Source organism: Pseudomonas sp. NPDC088322 (genome assembly GCF_044740745.1).
Taxonomy (GTDB): domain Bacteria; phylum Pseudomonadota; class Gammaproteobacteria; order Pseudomonadales; family Pseudomonadaceae; genus Aquipseudomonas; species Aquipseudomonas shirazensis.
Genome location: NZ_JBIURK010000004.1, coordinates 371896 through 388986 on the forward strand (window position 1 = coordinate 371896; position 17091 = coordinate 388986).

The following is a 17091-nucleotide window of genomic DNA, read 5'->3' on the forward strand; positions in this document are numbered from 1 at the left end:
GTCAGCGCGCCATCACGGCCTTGAACAGGTCTGACACAAGCCAGCCCTGCAACCAGTCACGCAGCTGGGGGTAGGGCGCCTGGGCGAACCATAAAGGCTCGACCCCGGCGAACTGACGCAGCAACGGCAACAACGCGGCGTCGGCCAGGCTTGGGTGCTGGGCCAGCAGGTACGGCCTGCCTTGCAGCAGCGCCTCCAGCTCCTCAAGCCATGATTCGGCCTGCAGGCGGTACTCCTCGCGAGTGTGCTCGGGGTAACGCTCGGCATACTTGTACAGGTTGACCTGAGCCTTGAAGGTGCTGTCATTGCGAGCAATCAGGGCGTTTGCCTGCACAGCTGCCGCTGGATCATCGCGTAGTAGCCAGTCCTGCGGGTCATGCTGAAGCAAGGCCCAGCGCATGATATCCAGGCTCTCTTCCAGCACCCCGGCGCCGGTGTCCAGCACCGGCACCGTGCCTTTGGGCGACAACGCCAGCAGCTCGGCCGGCTTGTGCTTCATCGACACTTCACACACCTCGACGGTGCAGCCAGCATACGCCAGCGCCAGCCGCGCGCGCATGGCCCAGGGGCAGCGGCGAAACGAGTAGAGGATCATCCGCAGACCTCCACTTCGCTCAGGCCATTGCCCTGGCGCCGGACCTGGATCTGCACCGGGATGCGCTCGTGCATCTCCTGCACGTGGGAGATCACTGCCACCTTGCGCCCTTGCGCCTGCAGGCCGTCCAGCGCATCCATCGCCAGTTGCAGTGACTCGGGGTCAAGGCTGCCGAAACCTTCGTCGATGAACAGCGATTCGATGCGCAGGGTGCTCGAGGCCATCGAGGCCAGGCCCAGGGCCAAGGCCAGCGACACCAGGAAGGTCTCGCCGCCGGACAACGAGTGCACCGAGCGCAGTTCGTCGCCCATCTCGGTATCCAGCACCAAGAGGCCCAGTGCGCTGCCGCCACGCTTGAGGCGGTAGCGCTTGGCCAACTGGCGCAGTTGGCTGTTGGCATGGTGCAGCAGCAGGTCGAGGTTGTAGCCCTGGGCTATCTTGCGGAACACATCGCCCGAGGCCGAGCCGATCAAGCTGTTCAGGCGCGCCCAGCGTTGCCACTGTTGCTGGGCCTGCTCGATTTCAGCGGCAAGGGCGCTGTGCGCGTGCTGCCGGCGTTGGTCGTCGGCCTGCTGCGCGCGCAGCTCGGCGCATTGTTGCTCGTGCCCGACCAGCTGTTGCTGCAGGTCGGCGAGGTGCTGCTCGAGTTGCTCGCTGGACAGCTCGGTCCGAGCCTGTTGGTTGTGCTGTTGCAGGCGCTGCTCGCGCTCCTGCAGCAGTACCCGGCCTTGCTCGATGGCCTTGTCGACGCTATGCAGTTGCTGGCGCAGTGCGTCCAGCGTGGCTTCATCGACACTGAGCAAGCGCTCAAGGCCCGCATCATCGAGTTCTGGATGGGCCGCTCGCCATTGGCTGATCTGGCCCTGCAGCGTCTGCTGTTCCTGCTCCAAGGCCTGCTGGCGTTGCTGATTGGCCTTGAGTTCAGCAGCCAGTTGCACGCTTTGGCTGTGAGCGTCCTGCAGCGCCTGCGCGGTGCTGGCCTCAACGCTGCGGGCGTGCTCGACCTGCTGCTCAAGGTGCTGCTGCCAGGCACCGGCATTGGCGTGTTCGCCAAGCAGTTCGGCGAGCACGCTGCGCGCCTGTTGCTGCTGCTCGGCAAGGCTTGCGAGTTGTCTGTGCAGCTCGCTCTGGCGTTGCAGCCGGCTCTGCTGCTGGTCGGCCAGACGCTGCTGCTGTTGCAGGCGTTGTTGCTGCTCGTTTTGCTCGTCCTTTTGCTGCTCCAGCTGTTGCAGGCGCTGGGCCACCTGTTGATCGAGGGCGAGAAACGCATGGGCTGGCTCGTCGCGCAGGGCCTTGAGAATATCGCCGGGCAGGATCTCGGCAAAATCGGCCAGGGTCTGCTCCAGGCGTTGCTGATCGGCGGCCATGGCCTGGTGCTGCTGATCCAGGCGCTGCTGTGCTTGCTGCTGCGCGTCGCTGGCGGCCTGCAGTTGCTGGGTCAGTCGGGCGGCGTCTTTCTGCAGGGTGAGCAGGGCGCTCTGGCGTTGCTCGTCGCGGTTGATTTCTTCTTCGAGGCGGCGCAGCTGTCCGTCCAGCCAGGCACTGCGGGTGCTGTCGGTTTGGGTGCTGAGCGATGGCCACAAGGCGTGCGCTTGCAGCTCCTGCTGCAGCGGTAGCAGTTGTTCGCTCAGCTGTAGCTGTTGCTGCTGGTACTCCTTGCCCTGGCTGTTGAGCATGCCGACCTGGGTGCGCAACTCGACCACGCGGGCATTGAGCGCCTCGACCTGAGCCAGCGCTGCAGCCTCTTCGACCTGGTCATGCCGGCCCAGGCTTTGCAGCAGGGCTTCAGGCTGATGGAACGGGTGCTCGGCGCTGCCGCACACCGGGCACGGCTCGCCATCACGCAGTTGCCCGCGCAGCTCCTCGACACTGGTGTTGCGCGCCAGGCGTTGGCGTTCAAGCAGTTGCCGGGTCAATGTCAGAGCCTGCTCGGCGGTGTCCAGTTCGGCCTTGGCCGCCTGGCCTTCGCTGATCAGTTGCTGACGCTGCTGCAAGCCTTGCTGCTGACGTTCGCGCACGCTGTGCAGGGTGTGCTGCAGCTCCTGCTCGCGAGCGTGCAGGCGGGACAATTGCTCGACCGCGCGCTGCTGCTTGCGCTGCTCCTGGAGCAAGGTCCCGAGCAGGTCCAGCTGTTCGGCCAGGGCGTGCGGTTCGGCGCCGGCTTCGTGGAACAGCAGCTCGATGGCGGCGCGTTGCTCCTGCAGCAGGGCATTGGCCTGGCTGGCCTGGGCTTGCAGGCTGGGCAACTCGTCGCGGCCTTGGCTGAGGCGGTTGCCGATCTGCAGCAGTTGCTGCAACTGGCCGCGGTAGGCCTGCCAGGCGCTGCTGATAGCAGCCAGTGCGGCGCTGTCGGCCAGCGCGGCGTCGATGGCGGCGAGCTGCTGCTGGCTGTGCTGCTGCTGTTGCTCAAGCTGCTGCAGCTGCGACTGGCCTTCGCTGACGGCCTGATCGGCTTGGGCACCGACAGTGCCCAACTGCGCCAGCTCTGTGTCGAGGCGGGCCAGGTTGTCCTGAGCAGCAAACGCCTGGCGCAGGTTCGCGGCGCTGTCGGTGTGTTTAGCCTGCGCTTGTGCCAGCGCCTCGCGGGCAGCTTGCAGGGCCTGCTGCAACTGCTCGCTATGGTTGTGCAGGTTGCGCTGCTCAACCAGTTGCGCCGCGACCGCTGCGGCCAGCGGAGTAAGCTCGCCGGCCAGCGCCAGTTGCCGCTGGAACTGATGACGCTGCGGCGCCAGGCGCTCGAGGTGTTGCAGGTCCAGGCGCTGTCCGGCCAGTTGCTGCCAGTCGTGTTCGGCACTGTGCAAGGCCTCGCGAGCCGCGCTGAGTTGCTGCTGCAGCTGCACCTGATCGCGCAGCCAGGCACGTTGCTGGTCCAGTTCGCGTTCGCGCGCCTGCTCGGCCTTGAGCAGCTGTTGCGCCTGCTCCAGGCGCTGGTCAAGCTCGGTACGCTCGGTTTCGACCATCGGCAGCAGGTGGCTGGCGCGCTCCTGCAGGCCCTGATAGACCTCGCCGGCCTGCTTGGCCTTGGCAAACGCCCGTTGGCCGAGGCGGGTGTAGATGGCGGTGTTGGTGAGCTTTTCCAGCAAGTCGCTGCGCTCGCGGTCATCGGCCTTGAGAAACGCGCTGAACTCGCTCTGGGCGAGCATCACGGCGCGGGTGAACTGCTCGAAGTTCAGGCCCAGGCGTGCCTCGACCAGTTGCTTGTATTCGTTCTTGCCGCTGCCCAGCAGTTGCTCGCCATCCAGGTCGTAGAGGCTCTGGCGACTCATCTGCAACTTGCCATTGGCCTTGTCGCGGGCGCGGTTGGCCTCCCAGCGGGCGCGGTAACGCTTGCTGTCGATACCGACGAAGTCGACTTCGGCATAGCCGCTGCCGGTGCCGCGCCGCAGCAGGTTGCGCGGGTCATAGGTGGGGATGTCGCCATCGGCGTCCGGCACCTTGGCCTCACGGCCGATGTCATTGAGCCGCGGCACGCTGCCGAACAGCGCCAGGCACAGGGCGTCGAGCAGGGTGCTCTTGCCGGCACCGGTGGGTCCGGTAATCGCGAACAGGCCGGCACTGGCCAGCGGTTCGGCGGTGAAGTCGATGTCGATCGGGCCTGCCAGCGAGGCGAGGTTTTTCAGGCGAATGGCCAGAATTTTCATGGCTGTTCCTCCTCCAGCTGCACATCCTGCAGGAGCAGGGCAAAGTCGCTCAGGGTCTGCTCATCGACCGGGTTGCCGTAGGCCTGCTCCCAGACGCGGCTGAACAGGTCTTGCGGAGTCATCTGGCTGAGTTCGACGAACTGCAATTGGTCCTCGTCCAGCGCGCTGCGGCCGGCGTACTCGGCGCTGATCCGCACCAGCCGCACCGCTTTGCCTTGCAGGGCGCTCTCGATCTGCTGGCGCAGGTCGGGCTGCGGTTCGTCGAGGCGCACACGTACTTCCAGCCACGGTTGGCGATTGGGGTCTTCCAGCAGGTCGATCACCGGCAGCTCGGCCAGTTGCTCGAGCAGCTCGGCCAGCGGCGCCGGGCCGATCCGCTGCAACGCCACCGCCCGTGGGACCAGGCGCGGCTCGACGCTGACCAGTTGGCTGCCTTCAAGCTCGATCTCCAGCACCTGGTGCGGATAGCCGATCTCGGCAAACGACAACGGAATCGGCGAGCCGCTGTAGCGGATGCGCTCCTCGCGGTTGACCTTCTGCGGCTTGTGCAGATGGCCTAGGGCAACATAGCTGATGGCGGGATCGAACAGCTTGGCCGGCAGCGCTTCGGCGTTGCCGATGATCAGGCTGCGTTCGGAGTCTTCCGAGATCGAGCCACCGGCCATGTGCGCATGGCTGATGGCGACCAGCGCCTGGTCTTTCTTGCGCTTGGCCATGGCGGCTTTGATCAGTTGCTGGTGCACCTGGGTGATGCCCTGCACATAGTCGTCGCCCAGTTGTGGGCCGGTGACTTCGGCCGGGCGCAGGAACGGCAGCGCCAGGCACCAGGCGGCGACCTTGCCACGGCTGTTGGTCAGCGGGATCAGCAAGCGCTCAGCGTCGAGCTGGCCCTCATCGAGCCAGTGCACCCGGCCCAGGGCATGGGTGCGCAGGCGGCGCATGAGCAGGCCGGGCAGCTCGATGCGCGAGCCGGAGTCGTGGTTGCCGGCGATCATCACGATGTCCAGCTTGGGCTGTTGCTCGTGGGCCTCGACGATGAACTGGTAGAGCCGCTCCTGGGCTTTGACCGGCGGGTTGACCGTGTCGAAGATATCGCCGGCGATCAGCAGCGCATCGGGTTGGCGCAAGTGCAACTGGCCCAGCAGCCAGGTGAGAAAGCAGGCGTGTTCGAAGTCGCGTTCCTGGCCATGCAGGCTTTGGCCAAGGTGCCAGTCGGAGGTGTGGAACAGACGCATGAATAACCTGTTTGAAGTGAATTCGAGGGAAGCAGTGGTCGCGGCGTATGGTAACTCAACGGGTCAGCCGCGCCGGGCTACTTCGGATAGAGCGGCGGCAAGCTGCCGCCATCGCCGACCGGGTCGAGCAACTGCTCGGCCGGCGGAATGGCATTGATCGCACGCCACAGATCGTCGCCCTGCCAGTGCTGGCCGCTCTCGCTGTACAGCGCGCCGTTCAAGCCATCCAGCGCATCCGACAGCGGCACGAAGCGCGCCGCCATCTCGGCCAGCGTCTCCGGATGCTGGCGTGCCCAGGCATCCAGGGCCTGGCGGGTCGCCTGCGGGTCGTTGGCCTGGCACGCGCGTTTAAGGTCATCGAGCAAGGTCCGCGGGCTCGGGCCGGTCTGCGCCGCACGCAGCACCGCTGGCTGCGAGCGGGCTCGCCACCACAGGGTGAAACCGAGCACAGTGCTCAGGGCCAGCAGCAGGGTTGCCAGTTGCCACGGCCAGAGCAGGCGACTGGATGAACTGCTGTCACCCACCGGCGTCTCGGCGCTCAGGGCCGGGTTGTCCTGCACGCTGAGGCTGCGCGCCGGCAGGCTGGTGTTTTCCAGATGGTCTTCGCGGGTGTTCCACCAGGTGACTTCCAGCGCCGGCAGGGTCAACTCGCCGCTGTGGGTCGGCACCAGCGCTTCGCGCTCTTCGCGGTTGGCGGTCATGCCGCGCTCGGTGACCTCGTTGCGCAGCAGTGGCTGGTCCGGGTAGCGGCGCAGGCCGATGATTTCGGTGGCCGGCAGCGGCGCCAGCTGGGTGCTGGAGAGGCCGTCGGCGCGCAGGGTAATACTGCGCGTCAGCGAGTCGCCGATCTGCACGGTCTGTTTGCTCGGGTCCGGGTTCCAGTGTTCTTCCAGGGTCAGGCTGCGCGCCGGCAGCCAGGCGGCGCCGGCTGGGTAATTGGCCGGTATCGGCCGCACGTTCAGGCGCAGCGGCAACGAGCTGACCTGGACCTGGCGGCCTGCGCGCGGGGCAGCAGACGGCTGCTCGCCGGTATCAGCGGCAGCAGCGGTGGCGGTAAAGGTCATCGGTGGAATATCGAGCGTGCCGCTTTGCTGCGGATACAGCGCGTAGCGCGTTTCGATCACGCCATGGCGCACGCCGTTGATCTCTTTCTCATAAGTACGCGACTCACCCAGCGGCTCGACCTTGGCGTTGTCCAGTTGCAATGGGCTGAGGCTGCTGTCGTCATACAGCGACACCGAATGATAGATGCGCAGGGTCAGCACGGCCTGGGCCTGAACGTAGACATCGTTGCTGTCCAGGGTTGCCTCGACGAACACCTGCGAGGCGCTTTCCGGGCGGTTGTCGCCGGCCTGCAGCACTTGCACCTCGATCGGCTGGCTGAACGACTGGCCCAGTTGCAGCGCGGGAATGCTCAAGCTGCCGCTGCGCCTTGGCAGCAGGGTGATGATCCAGCGGGTGCTGGCGCGGGTCTCGCCATCCAGCGTGTGCAGGCTGTTGAGCTGGCGCGTGCCACGCACATCGAAGTCGCCCTCCAGCGCACGCAGGTCGGGCTTGCCGAACTGGGTGACGTCCTCGCTTTCGAGGATCAGCTCCAAGGTTTCGCCGGCTTCCAGGCGGGTGCGATCGACGCTGGCCTGCAGCGGCGGTTGGGCCTGGACCTGAAGCATCCAGAGCAGACTGACAAGCAAGACGCCGCAGCGACTCATCGTGGGGTTTCCTGATGCAATTGCTGTTCATACCAGAATTTGCGCCGCAGCAGCTGCGCAGGGTTGTCCGGGATCTCCCGCAGCCACTGTTCCAGGGCCTGGCGTTGTTCGCCATCGAGGCTGGTGGAAACCGGGCGTTGCGGCGGTTGGGTAAGGTTATCGTCGTCACCCGCCTGATTGCCGGCGGGGGGCGGGGTGTTGCTGGCGCTGTCGCCTTGCTCCTGGCCGGCCTTGGCCTGGGGCTGGTCGGCATCGCCGGGTGCCTGATCGCTGGCCGAGCTGCTGTTGCCGTCGGTGTCCTTGCCGGGGGCGCCTTGTGCATCTTCCTTGGCTTGCTGCTCTTCGGCTTGGGCCTTGGCCTGGCGCTGCAGCAACAATTGCTGGACCAGCGCCTGGTTATCCAGCGCCGCTTGCAGATCCGGGCGCCGTTCCAGGGCCTGCTCGTAGGCGTCCAGGGCGGCTTCCAGCTGATCGGCGCGAGCCAGTGCGTTGCCTCGATTGTAGTGCGCGGCGGCGGAACTGCCTTGGGCGAAGGCCTTGGCCGCGCCCTCATAGTCGCCGGCCTGGTACAGGGCCATGCCGCGCCATTGCGGGTCTTCGAAGTGGCGCGCGGCAGCGGCGGGGCGCTGCTGCTCCAGCAGGCGCTGGCCTTGTTGGTCGGGGCGCAGCCACAGGTCGTTGAATTCAAAGGCCTGGCTGGGCTGCGGCAGGGAGAACAGCAGCGGCAGGCAGAACAGCCAGCCACGCCGCCCGGCGCAGGCGGCCAACAGCAGCAGCGGCAGCAGCAACCAGTAACCCTGATCAGCCCAGCTGTCCAGTTGCACGGTCTGGCCGTCGCTGCGCAGGGCGCGTGGATTGTCGTACAGGCCCAGCCCGCGCAGGTCGAGGTCGTCGATGCGGGCGTGGCGGTAGCGGCCACCGGTGCTGTTGATGAAGCCCTTGAGGCTGGCGCTGTCCAATCGTGGCAAGAGGATTGCGCCTTGCTCATCCTTGAGGAACTCGCCGTTTGCCTGGCGGACCGGCGCGCCTTCGCTGCTGCCGATGCCGAGCATCAACAGGTTTGGTCCTTGCCGGCCCAGGGCACGCAGAATGCCCTCGCGTTCGCTGTTGCTCAGGGATGAGCCGATCAATAGCAGGCGGCCTTGGCCGAGGCCGCTCTGGGCGAGCAGGGCCAGCCCCTTTTGCACGGCGAGGTCGGCGCGTTGGCCGGGTTGCGGCATGATCGACGGGTCGATCGCTTCCAGCAGGTTACGCGTGGTGCCAAGGTCATCCGACAGCGGCACCAGCGTGTGCGCACTGCCGGCGTAGACCACCAGCGCGGTCTGGCTGTCGCGGCGGTGCTCGAGCAGGTCGAGGATCTTGCGCCGGGCCTGTTCGAGGCGATTCGGCGTGCTGTCCTCGGCGAGCATCTGCGGGGTCAGCTCAAGCATGATCACCAGCGGGTCGGCCGGGCGCTGGCGGGTTTCCTCGACGCGTTGCCAGCTGCTGCCGAGCAGGGCCAGTACGATCAGTAGCCAGGCGCCGCCGAGGGCGATCCATGGCAGCTTGCTGTTGCTGCCACTGCCGCCACCGAGCAATACCGCATGAAACTGCGCCGGCAGAATCATCTGCCAGCGGCCCGCGCGCTTGCGCCGATGCCACAGCTTGAACAGCAGCCAGACGAGCAGCGGCACGGCCAGCAACCACAGCGGGCGCAGCCATTGGGGCCACAGATCGATCATCGCCGCCTCCGCAGGCGCAGACGCTTGAGGCGCTGGCGCCATTCCGGGTGCGGTTGCAGAAAACGTGGCCGGCGCAGGGCGCGCTGCAGCAGGTTGTCTGGCCATAGCGTGGTAATCACCAACAACACGCTGAGCAGCAGCACCAGAGCCAGCGGCCAGGCGTAGAGTTCTTTCGCGGTGCGGGTCTGGGTCGGTTGCTGAGCGACCGGTTCAAGCTGATCGAGGCTGTCGCCGATGGCATCCAGTTCAGCACCATCATGGGCGCGGAAGTATTTGCCGTGGGTGATGTCGGCGATTTCGCGCAGCGACGCTTCGTCCAGGTCCAGGCTTGGGTTGAGACCGAGTAAACCGGGGGTGCCGCTGGCTTCGGGGTTGGCACCAATGCCGATGGTATAGATGCGCACGTTCTCCTGGGCCGCCAGGCGGGCCGCGGTCAGCGGATGAATCTGCCCGCCGTTGTTGGCGCCGTCGGTAATCAGCACCAGCACCCGGCTCTGCGCCGGGCGTTGGCGCAGGCGCTTGACGGCCAGGCCAATGGCGTCGCCGATGGCGGTATTTTTGCCGGCGATGCCGATCTGCGCTTCGTCGAGGAAGGTGCGCACGGTACGTCGGTCGAAGGTCAGCGGCGCTTGCAGGTAGGCCTCGCTGCCGAACAGGATCAAGCCGACCCGGTCGCCCTGGCGATCCTGGAGAAAGTCGCCCATCAGCGCCTTGACCAAGTCCAGCCGGCTGATTTCGTCGTTCTGCCACTGCATGTCGGGGAAGTCCATCGAGCCGGACACATCAACGGCCACCAGCAGGTCGCGACCGCTGGCTTCCACCGGTACCGGTTCGCCCAGCCACTGCGGGCGCGCCGCTGCCAACAGCAGCAGCAGCCAGATCAGCACGAACGGCGCCTGCTGGCGCCAGGTGGGCAGATTGAGACGGGCACGGCGCCCGGCCAGGCCTTCGAGTTCGTTCATGAAGCCGACCTTGAGCACCGGCTCGCCGCTGTCGGCAGCCGGCAGCACCAGCCGTGCCAGCCACGGCAGCGGCAGCAGCACGAAGATCCACGGCCAGGCCAGTTCAAACATGCTTGCGAATCCAGATTTCGACCGCCTGGCTGAGGCCGACGATGGCTTTGTCGTCGAGCTTGCACTCGGGCTTGTAGGTGCCTTCGACCAGCACCATCCAGCGGGTCAAGCCTGCCGCCGGGCAGCGGTTGTCGAGAAACGCCAGCCACTGCCGGCCACTCAGGGTATGGCTGTTGGCGCCCGGATAATGGTTGCGGCACAGGCGTTTGAGCAGCGCGTTGATCTGCTGCAGCCAGGCACCGGCCGGCGCGCCGTCGTAGGGGCGCGGCAGGCGCGCGAGTTCGGCCAGGGCTGCTTCGCGGACCGGGTCAAGCGGCAGTTCGGCGCGCACTATGCGGCGTTTGCCCGGGCGCCAGTGGCGTTGTCGCCACAGGCCCCAGGCGAGCACCGGCAGCAGTGCCAGCAGCAGCCACCAGCCGGGCGCCGGCGGCCACAGGCTGATCGCCGGCGGCGCCAGCAACGGTTGCAGCTCGTCCAGCGGGTTCACTTGCGGTGCCCCGGGCGCTGCGCGTTGAGGTATTCACGCAGTTGCTCGACCATCTCGCTCTGGGTGCTCAGCGGCATCAGCACCACACGCAGTTTCTGCGCCAGCAGCTCCCAGCGCTCGATCCGCGCTTCGGCTTGCTGGCGGTAGGCCTGGCGCAGATTGCCGTCGAGGGTATCCAGCTCCAACTGCGCGCCGCGTTGGCCGAAGCGCAGCAGGCCGGCGGCAGGCAGGGCATGATCGAGTGGGTCGGAAACCGGCATCAGCAGCACATCGCAATGGCGTGAGAGCATCGACAGATGCTGCTCGATGCCTTCGCTGAGGGCGCGTTCATCGCAGATGACGATGGCCAGGCTGCCTGGGCGCAGGACTTCGCGCGCCCGGCGCAGGGCCAGCGACAGGCTGTCGGCCTGAGGCACGGCCTCGGGGTGCAGTGACTGATTGACCTTGGCCAGGCGGTTGAGGAGCTGCAACAGGCTTTGCTTGCTGCGCCTTGGCTTGACTTCATAGTGCTCGTTATCGCCGAACACCAGCCCGCCGATGCGGTCGTTGTGGCCCAGTGCCGCCCAACCGAACAGCGCAGCCGCCTGAGCGGCCAGCACCGATTTGAAGGTCAGCCCGGAGCTGAAGAACAAGCGCTGGCTCTGCTCGACCATGATGAAGATCGGCCGCTCGCGCTCTTCATGGAACAGCTTGGTGTGCGGCTCCTGAGTGCGCGCGGTCACCCGCCAGTCGATGTTGCGCACGTCGTCGCCGGCCTGGTAGACCCGCACCTGGTCGAAATCGACCCCACGCCCGCGCAACTTCGACAGGTGCAGGCCCACCAGCGGGCTGCGCTGGCCGGGCCGCGAGAACAGCTGAATCTCGCGCACGCGGTGGCGCATGTCGATCAGCTCGCTGAGGCTGGTGCGGATACCAGGTTCGGCCAATTGTGCGGTGGGCATGGGCGTCAGGCGACCGCGAAGCCGCGCAGGTCTTGCCGCGCTGTGCGTGCGTCAGGATGGTGCATGGTTGACGGTTCCTGGGTAGGGAGCGCATCGGCCAGGGGGCGAGCTGCGCAGAGCGCAATACTTTAAAGCATCCGCAGCATCGCCGACCAACGTGAATGCTAAAAAACTGACTGCAACTGCGGCGTGTGGCCTTCGTCTGCACCACTGATCACGCAGTACTCACAGATTTGGCTGATGCTCGCGTGCAGGCCGAGTGCCGTTCAATGGTGCCCTTGATCACGGAGGTTCAACCATGGCAACGGAACATGAGCCAACCACGCTGCGTATCTCTGAGGATCATGCATGCCCTTGCGGTCGACTCGCAGGTGCCGATGCAGCCGCTGTCGGCGCCCTCGCCAGGTTGGGAGCTGCCTCAGGATTTGCTGGTTATCGCTGGCAAACTGGAAGACTTCGCCCTAGGCCGCTCGTCGGAGATTGGCCTGACCGAGACAGAGCGATACTTGCTGTACCGCAAATACGTGCACACCACGGCGAATTGGGAGGCATTCACTGCCTGCGGGTTTCTGCCAGACGATCTGGTCTATCTCAACCGCCCGGCTGATGAGGGGCGGTTGGTAGAGCCAAGCGTCTGATCGGCCTCAGGCAACGGCAACCACATCAAGGATGCGCTGGACCACGCGGTCCTGATCGACCCCGGCCGCTTCCGCCTCGAACGACAGGATCACCCGGTGGCGCAGCACGTCGAACAGCACCGCCTGGATATCCTCGGGGCTGACGAAGTCGCGCCCGGCCAGCCAGGCGTGCGCACGGGCGCAACGGTCAAGCGCGATAGATCCACGCGGGCTGGCGCCGTAGGCGATCCAGTCAGCCAGGTCGCTGTCGAACTTGGCCGGGGTGCGCGTGGCCATCACCAGTTGCACCAGGTATTCCTCCACTGCATCGGCCATGTACAGGCCGAGGATTTCCTTGCGCGCAGCAAAAATCGCCTGCTGGCTGACCCGCCGCTCGGGCTTGGTCTCGCCATTGAGCGCCTCGCCGCGGGCCTGCTGCAGAATGCGCCGTTCGACTGCCGCGTCGGGGAAGCCCATCTTGACGTGCATCAAGAAGCGGTCGAGCTGAGCTTCGGGCAGCGGGTAGGTGCCTTCCTGCTCGATCGGGTTCTGCGTGGCCATCACCAGAAACAGCGGCGACAGGTCGTAGGTGCTGCGGCCGACACTGACCTGGCGCTCGGCCATGGCCTCGAGCAGTGCTGACTGAACCTTGGCCGGCGCGCGGTTGATCTCGTCGGCCAGCACCAGGTTGTGAAAGATCGGCCCCTGCTGGAAGACAAAGCTGCCGGTTTCCGGGCGGTAGATCTCGGTTCCGGTGATATCGGCGGGGAGCAGGTCGGGGGTGAACTGGATGCGGTGGAATTGCGCCTCGACGCCCTCGGCCAGCTCCTTGATCGCCTTGGTCTTGGCCAGCCCCGGGGCGCCTTCGACCAGCATGTGGCCATCGGCAAGGAGGACGATCAGCAGGCGTTCGACCAGTTTTTCCTGGCCCAGAATCTGGGAGGAAAGAAAGGTGCGTAGCGCGTTCAGCGCTTCACGGTGTTCCATCGGCGACGGTTCCTGGAGAGAGGCCGGGGAGTTGCCAGCAGGCAGCCCGGGCAGGGCCTGCTACTTTAATCCATCCGGGGTGGTGACGACCAATGGCAGAGGCGAAATTTATCGCTGGCACAGGCTGTTGGGCGTCACGGGCCACTGCCCTGTTTGCAGTGAGGTCGCCAACAGGGCGGTGGCGCTGGGCGGCCGTCAGTTTTTCGAGCTGGAGTGCTTGCGGCCTTGATCAAAGAACGCAAACACCACAACCAATATCCCGGCAATGGTCAGCATCAGCGCGACGCCGTCGGTGGAATGCGTCGCCGAGCTGGCCACCAGGGCCAGCCCGCCCAACGGCGCCAGGCCGCCGGCCACGGCGGTACCGACTTCGCGGCCCGTGCCAAACCCGGATGAGCGGGTCTGGGTCGGGAACTGGCGGCTGAGGAACGAGCCCTGCGGGGCAAACATCATCGGTGCCAGAATCCCGGTGCCGATCCCGATCGCCAGGTAGATCATGCTCGGCTCGCCGGTGCTCAGCAACTGCAGGAATGGGTAGGCGAACAGGGCAGACAGCACGCCACCCAGCATCAACACGGTCTTGCTGCTCCAACGGTCGCACAGCCAACCGAAGAACGGCACGGCAAAGATCGCAACCAGGCTGGCGATGGTCACCGACAGCGACGTGACGTGCGCCTCTACACCTTTGAACTGGGTCAGGTAGGCCAGCGAGAATGTCTTGAAGATGTAGCTCAGGGCGTTGTAGCCGATGGCGACGAAGAACACCACGGCGAGGCCTTTCAGGTCATTTTTGAACAGCAGTTTCAGCGGTGATATCTGCGGCTTGGCGTCGGAGCGATCGAGTTCCTTGAAGTCTGGGGTTTCCGGAATGCTCTTGCGCACCCACAGGCCCACTGCCACCAGCACGATGCTGGCAATGAACGGAATGCGCCAGCCACCGGCGAGCAGGAAGTCATTGCCATTCATGGTCAGCAGGTAGACGGTCAGCGACGACAGCAGCAGGCCCAGATTCAAGCCCAATGCCGGCCAGGCGCCTTGGCTGCCGCGCTTGCCTTCGCTGGCATGTTCATAGGAGGTAACGGCCGCCCCCGACAGCTCTGCGCCCGCACCCAGGCCTTGAATGATCCGGATCACCACCAGCAGGATCGGCGCCCACACGCCGATCGTTGCATAGCTTGGAATCAAGCCGATCAGCGCGGTGCATACGCCCATCATGCAAAAGGTGATCACCAGTACGTGTTTGCGTCCGAACCGGTCGCCCAGGTAGCCGAACAGGACGCCGCCGAAGGGCCGGGCGATGAAGCCGATGGCGAATGTCGAGAACGCCAGCAGCGATGCTACGGCAGGGTTGCTGGCGTCGAAGAAGATCTTCGAGAAGACGATCGCGGCCATGGTGGCGTACAGGTAAAAGTCGTACCACTCCAGCATCGAGCCGAAAATGGTCGCCGCGGCCACTTTGCGCAGGCGTTTGCGTGTCTGTTCTGGTGTTTCACTTGCGGTCACTGCTGCTTGATGTACCGACATCTGATTGTCCTTATTGTCTTTGTAGTTAGGGGTGCAGCTCAGCGGGCGTTGAGGATCTTTTCGGCGATCATCTGACCGATCGGGATGGCCGAGGTGGCAGCGGGCGAGGGCGCATTGCAGACATGCACCATGCGCGGTGTCTCGGCGAACAGAAAGTCATGTACCAGGCTGCCGTCACGCATCACCGCCTGGGCACGGATGCCGGCTTCGTAGGGCAGCAGGTCGTCGACCTTGAGCGACGGGCAGTACTTGCGGCACTGCTGCAGATAGCCGCGTTTGAACAGCGAGTTCTTCATCTCGGCGGTACCCGAGCCGAGGTTGTTCCATAGGGTTTTCCAGAAGCCCGGGAAACGCGCGAATTCGCCGATATCGGCCCAGTTGCGGGCGAACTTGCGGTAATCCTCGCGGGCAAAACCGAGTACCGCGTTGGGTCCGACGGTTACACTGCCGTCGATCATGCGGGTCAGGTGGACCCCCAGAAACGGCAGTTGCGGATCCGGAATCGGGTAGATCAGGTGGTTGACGATCTGGCTTTTGCTCGCAGGCAAGCGGTAGTACTCGCCACGGAACGGGATGATCTGGTGATCGATGCGCACGCCGGCCAGGCGTGCCAGGCGGTCGGACTGCAAACCAGCGCAGGCCACCAACTGGCGCGCCTGCCAGCGGTGCTCGTCGCTGCATACCTCGACATGCTCGGAATATTCCTTGATCGAGCGGACGCTGGTCGATAGGCGCAGCTCGCCGCCAGCGCGTTCGATTACCTTGGCCATTGCCTGGCACACCTGGCGGTAATCGACGATCCCGGTGGCATCGACGAACAGCGCGCCCAGCCCTGCGATGTTGGGTTCGCGGCGGTTGAGCTCAGCGGCGTCGAGCTGCTCGACCTTCAACCCGTTTTCCTGCGAGCGCTGATACAGCGCCTGCATGCGCTGCATCTCCAGTTCGTTGGAGGCAACCAGCAGTTTGCCGCAGACCTGGAAATGGATGCCGTGTTCGCTGCAGAAGTCTTTGGTCGCTTGCGCGCCGCGTTTGCACAGCTCGGCCTTGAGGCTGCCAGGCGCGTAGTAAATCCCGGCATGGATCACGCCGCTGTTGTGGCCTGTCTGGTGGCGGCCGAGGCTGGCCTCTTTTTCCACGATCAGCAACGAAGCGCCGGGGCGCTGCTCGAGCAGTGCCATCGCTGTGGCCAGGCCGACGATGCCGCCGCCGATGATCAAGTAGTCGTAAGTCATGCAGGGTACCTTGGCATTCTTGTCAGTGGATCTGCTTATCAGGTTGTCAGACTAAGTGGTGCGTTAAAAACCCTGCCTTAATTGGGCAGGGTCGGTTTGCTCGGTTCAGTTCAGTTCAGGAAGCTCAATTTTCAGGCGTTTGGCCGAGGCCCGCAGATGCGCTTCGGCGCAGCTCGCAGCGGCGTGACGGTCGCCATCGGCGATGGCCTGGTACAACGCCTGATGTTCCCGGTTGGCGTCTGCCGGGCCGCCTACCGCAGGCGACGCCGAGTTTTCCCAGGCACGCTGCCGCGCGGCGGCCAACTGGCTGCCGAGAAAGTCATGAAAGGCGACGAAGTAGTCGTTCTTGCTCGCTTCGGCGATGGCCCGGTGAAAGGCCACGTCGGCGGCCGCGGCGGCGGCCAGGTCATTGCGCGGGTCGAGCATCTGCTCCAGTGCTGCAGCGATGTTGCTCAGGTCGCCGGCATCGCGGCGACGGGCAGCGATGGCGGCCGCTTGAGTTTCGATCCACAGGCGCATTTCGAACATCTGCACCAGATCAGGCTTGCGCCCGTTGCTGCCGGGGAAGCGAAACACCGTGCCATGGGGCGTCTGCGAGATATACGAGCCCAGGCCACGACGGGCGATCAGCACCCCGTCGGCCTTGAGCTGAGCCACTGCCTCGCGCACCACCGAGCGGCTCACGTTGAGTTGCTCGGCCAGTTGCTGTTCGGTGGGCAGGCGTGCTTCGGCAGCCAGGCGGCCGCTGTCGATTTCCGCACGGATGGCGCCGACAACCCTTTCTACCAGAGTATCTGGGCGCTGTAGCTCTAACATGGACGGAGTGCCTATTGATCAGGTTGTCAGACAATGCCCGCTATCCGCTGTGTCTGTCAATTATTTCCCCAGCTCAGCCAGATTACAGCTCGCTGACGTAAGTGCCGGTGCCGTTCAGAATGATCCGTAAAGTCTCGTCGATCTCGGCCAGGTCATTGCCGTCACTGGTCAATACGATCTCCAGGGTCTCATCGCCCTTGAGGGCGTCGGTGTCACCTGCGGCAACTTCCAGCAGCAGGCGCTTGGCGCTGAAGGTGATTTTGATGCCGTCCAGGGTCGACGGCTCATCGTCCAGGGTCAGGTCGACGGTGTCTTCGTCCGGGTAGCGGGTCAGCAGGAACATCTGGCCCTGGTCGCTGTGGCAGCACAGGGTCGCCATGTTGTCTTCTTCATCATCGCAAGGGGTGGCGAACAGCAGGGGGGTGGTCAGTTGCATGGTCGGCTCGAATTGACGAAATGAAATGGAATTCTGCCAGTCTTGGGCCGTTCCATAAACGAATGTTACCGGGCATT

15 protein-coding genes are annotated in these 17091 nt (G+C 65.1%); 1 reads left to right on the forward strand and 14 read right to left on the reverse strand.

Going from position 1 to position 17091, the window contains the following annotated elements; genetic code table 11:
- Position 1: 1 nt before the first annotated feature.
- The 9 genes from ACIOAU_RS12505 to ACIOAU_RS12545 all read right to left on the reverse strand — a co-directional run bounded on the left by ACIOAU_RS12505 (position 2) and on the right by ACIOAU_RS12545 (position 11402).
- Positions 2–595 carry a glutathione S-transferase gene (locus ACIOAU_RS12505; RefSeq protein WP_150570223.1) on the reverse strand — a complete coding sequence of 198 codons (594 nt, stop codon included), beginning with the start codon at positions 593–595 and terminating at the stop codon, positions 2–4.
- Positions 592–4236 carry an AAA family ATPase gene (locus ACIOAU_RS12510; protein ID WP_401182271.1) on the reverse strand — a complete coding sequence of 1215 codons (3645 nt, stop codon included), beginning with the start codon at positions 4234–4236 and terminating at the stop codon, positions 592–594. Before ACIOAU_RS12510 ends, ACIOAU_RS12505 begins: the two co-directional genes overlap by 4 nt.
- Positions 4233–5471, reverse strand: a complete 1239-nt coding sequence (locus ACIOAU_RS12515; protein WP_150570225.1) for an exonuclease SbcCD subunit D C-terminal domain-containing protein — start codon at positions 5469–5471, stop codon at positions 4233–4235. Before ACIOAU_RS12515 ends, ACIOAU_RS12510 begins: the two co-directional genes overlap by 4 nt.
- 77 nt (positions 5472–5548) lie before the next feature.
- Positions 5549–7180, reverse strand: a complete 1632-nt coding sequence (locus ACIOAU_RS12520; RefSeq protein WP_150570226.1) for a BatD family protein — start codon at positions 7178–7180, stop codon at positions 5549–5551.
- Positions 7177–8610, reverse strand: coding sequence for a tetratricopeptide repeat protein (locus ACIOAU_RS12525; RefSeq protein WP_401182547.1), 1434 nt, complete (start codon positions 8608–8610; stop codon positions 7177–7179). The genes ACIOAU_RS12520 and ACIOAU_RS12525 overlap by 4 nt, the downstream gene beginning before the upstream one ends.
- A 77-nt stretch (positions 8611–8687) precedes the next feature.
- Entirely contained in the window at positions 8688–8765 is a 78-nt protein-coding gene (locus ACIOAU_RS12530; RefSeq protein ID WP_224786425.1) for a hypothetical protein, read from the reverse strand.
- A 132-nt stretch (positions 8766–8897) separates the two neighbouring features.
- Positions 8898–9974, reverse strand: a complete 1077-nt coding sequence (locus tag ACIOAU_RS12535) for a VWA domain-containing protein (protein WP_101321354.1) — start codon at positions 9972–9974, stop codon at positions 8898–8900.
- Positions 9967–10461 carry a DUF4381 domain-containing protein gene (locus ACIOAU_RS12540; protein ID WP_401182275.1) on the reverse strand — a complete coding sequence of 165 codons (495 nt, stop codon included), beginning with the start codon at positions 10459–10461 and terminating at the stop codon, positions 9967–9969. Before ACIOAU_RS12540 ends, ACIOAU_RS12535 begins: the two co-directional genes overlap by 8 nt.
- Complete coding sequence (locus ACIOAU_RS12545) at positions 10458–11402, reverse strand: DUF58 domain-containing protein (RefSeq protein ID WP_101321350.1); 945 nt, start codon at positions 11400–11402, stop codon at positions 10458–10460. Before ACIOAU_RS12545 ends, ACIOAU_RS12540 begins: the two co-directional genes overlap by 4 nt.
- 311 nt (positions 11403–11713) lie before the next feature.
- Between ACIOAU_RS12545 and ACIOAU_RS12550 the strand changes: the two genes are divergently transcribed.
- Positions 11714–12040, forward strand: a complete 327-nt coding sequence (locus ACIOAU_RS12550) for a hypothetical protein (RefSeq protein WP_401182277.1) — start codon at positions 11714–11716, stop codon at positions 12038–12040.
- Positions 12041–12046: 6 nt separating this feature from the next.
- Here the strand turns inward: ACIOAU_RS12550 and ACIOAU_RS12555 are convergent, their stop codons facing one another.
- The 5 genes from ACIOAU_RS12555 to ACIOAU_RS12575 form a co-directional block, all read right to left on the reverse strand.
- Complete coding sequence (locus ACIOAU_RS12555) at positions 12047–13006, reverse strand: MoxR family ATPase (RefSeq protein ID WP_101321346.1); 960 nt, start codon at positions 13004–13006, stop codon at positions 12047–12049.
- A 195-nt stretch (positions 13007–13201) separates the two neighbouring features.
- Positions 13202–14530, reverse strand: coding sequence for an MFS transporter (locus tag ACIOAU_RS12560; RefSeq protein WP_101321344.1), 1329 nt, complete (start codon positions 14528–14530; stop codon positions 13202–13204).
- 38 nt (positions 14531–14568) lie between these two features.
- Positions 14569–15762, reverse strand: a complete 1194-nt coding sequence (gene lhgO, locus ACIOAU_RS12565) for an L-2-hydroxyglutarate oxidase (RefSeq protein ID WP_401182280.1) — start codon at positions 15760–15762, stop codon at positions 14569–14571.
- A 105-nt stretch (positions 15763–15867) separates the two neighbouring features.
- A complete protein-coding gene (locus ACIOAU_RS12570) occupies positions 15868–16578 on the reverse strand; it encodes a FadR/GntR family transcriptional regulator (protein WP_103438073.1) in 711 nt (236 codons plus the stop codon).
- 82 nt (positions 16579–16660) lie between these two features.
- The gene (locus ACIOAU_RS12575; protein ID WP_101321337.1) at positions 16661–17014 is read right to left on the reverse strand and encodes a hypothetical protein; all 354 of its coding nucleotides are present in this window, start codon (positions 17012–17014) and stop codon (positions 16661–16663) included.
- Positions 17015–17091 lie beyond the last annotated feature (77 nt).